Here is a 2,001-nt window from a genome sequence, read left to right as displayed (position 1 = left end):
TTGGGGTGGGTGTCGAAGAGGCCTGTCGAGTCGGAGCTTTCTCCCTTCGATGCGGCGTATTGCTTGAGCTTTGTGAGGGCTGAAACGTAATGGTCCGGTGTGAGCCTGAGGAGGTGGCACTGGTCGATGACGTCCTTGTCGGCCTCCAGTTCCTGTGACCTGCTGTACCCGCTCGTGACGAGAGGATTGACGATGAGGTTCCCGTAGCCCACACCGGGAAGGAAGAGCCCGGCGATCGTGAACGCCGCCGAGGTGGCATCGGAGAGAAGGGAGTTCTTCGCCGCGTGGTCGTACTTGACGTGGGCATTCTCGTGGAGGAAGATAAGGGCGAGCTCGTTGTCGTCGCACATCTGCAAAAGACCTGTGGTTACCACGAAGAGTCCCTTCTTTGTGTTCACCCAGGCGTTGGGAGTTGCGTCGTCAACGATGGCGAACTGGAAGCGGTAGATGGGATAGGGATCGATGACCCCGCGCGAGTCCGTAAGGACACGGTTCACCCTCTGATACATGCCGGGATTCTCCCGGGCCTTGACATACTTCACCTTCTGCCCCGCGCATCCCGCCAGCAGAACCAGGAAAACAAAGATGGCGACAGAAAAACGGTTCAAGCTGCTCAAACGGTTCAAGCGGTCCCTACTTCTTCTTAAAGACACAGGTTATCTCCGTAAGATCACATTCTTCGTTGCATGGCTCCACGTGCACGATGACATCGGAGGAGGGTATCTTCGCCTTGATCCTGTCCTCGATGCCGTGGGCGAGATCGTGTGCTTCGTCGATATGAAGTTTTCTGCACGCGAGAAGATGGAAGTCTATGTATTTATTACTCCCGGAATGACGGGTCCGCAGTTTGTGGAAACCGGCCATGGGGAAGGACATCCCGCTGATCGTGTCCCTGATCTGGCGTTCCACCTCGTCATCGAGGCGTGAATCCATGATGCCCGACAGGCTGCTCCGGAAGATCCTGACCGCCGAGATGATGATTATGAGGCCGACTACGACGGCAAAGGCAAGGTCAAAGAGGATGATGCCGGTGTAATAGGTGAGTATGATGGCGATTATCGCCCCCGAGTTAGAATAAAGGTCGCTCCTGTAATGGAGCGCGTCGGCCTTGAGCGCCTGTGAATCCGTGCGGCTACCGACCCTGAGGAGGGTTGTGGATATGGCGAAGCTGAAGACGAGGGAAAGGCACATGGCGAGAAGGTCGAGGAAAGAGTAGGATATGGTCCCCTTTTCGATGAACGTTTGCGAGGCCTTGAATATGATGAACCCCCCGGACAGGACGATCACCACGGACTGAAAGGCGCCCGCGAGGTCCTCCGCCTTGCCGTGTCCGTATCTGTGTTCGTCGTCCGCCGGCTCGGACGCCTTTTTTATGGCATAGAAGTTCATGGCTGACATGAAGACGTCGAGAAGGCTGTCGAGTCCGGAGGACACCACCGTCATGGAACCGGAGAAGAGCCCTATGGTGAACTTGCCCGCAGCGAGAACAAGGGCCGAAGCCGCGGCAAGAAGGGCGACCTTCTGCTTTACGTCCATGGGCATGGTCTCATACTATATGAAAAAATCCATGGATTGTACATTGTTTTTGGAGGGACTGGCAACGTGGAATGGAGCGGGACGGGGCCTCAAGGAGCCAGAAGGGGTACGGGGCCCCGTCCGCGCGATGCAGAGACTAGGACATTACCTTCCGGATGAATTCCTTATTCATGGGTTTCGTCATGAGGCTGACAAATACGAAAGTGCCCCACCCCACGACCTGACCGGGAATGATCGCGTGAAGCCCACCCGCCTTCTGTCCTTCGGCGCCGAAGAGCATGCTCCAGACAAGAACGGTGAGAAACCCGAGGACTGCGCACCATATCGCCCCCGCGGCAGTCCCTCTCTTCCAGTAGAGCCCGCAGACGAGGATGGGGACGAAGGCCGCGCAGCTCGCGGCGGCGCCGATCATGAATATCTCGGCGATGTTGGCAAGACGAAGATAGGCGAGGCACGCGGAGAAGA

Annotated in this window: 3 protein-coding genes; all 3 read right to left on the bottom strand. The window is 57.1% G+C overall.

What is annotated here, in order from left to right:
* Positions 1-626: M48 family metalloprotease (locus GXX82_12920; protein NLT23941.1), on the bottom strand; the 626-nt coding region annotated here is incomplete at its 3' end.
* Positions 627-633: 7 nt separating this feature from the next.
* Positions 634-1,536 carry a cation transporter gene (locus GXX82_12915; GenBank protein NLT23940.1) on the bottom strand — a complete coding sequence of 301 codons (903 nt, stop codon included), beginning with the start codon at positions 1,534-1,536 and terminating at the stop codon, positions 634-636.
* Positions 1,537-1,672: 136 nt separating this feature from the next.
* Positions 1,673-2,001: hypothetical protein (locus tag GXX82_12910; GenBank protein NLT23939.1), on the bottom strand; the 329-nt coding region annotated here is incomplete at its 5' end.

Origin of the sequence: Syntrophorhabdus sp. (genome assembly GCA_012719415.1) — a bacterium.
Taxonomy (GTDB): domain Bacteria; phylum Desulfobacterota; class Syntrophorhabdia; order Syntrophorhabdales; family Syntrophorhabdaceae; genus Delta-02.
This window is presented reverse-complemented; position numbering and strand designations above follow the sequence as displayed.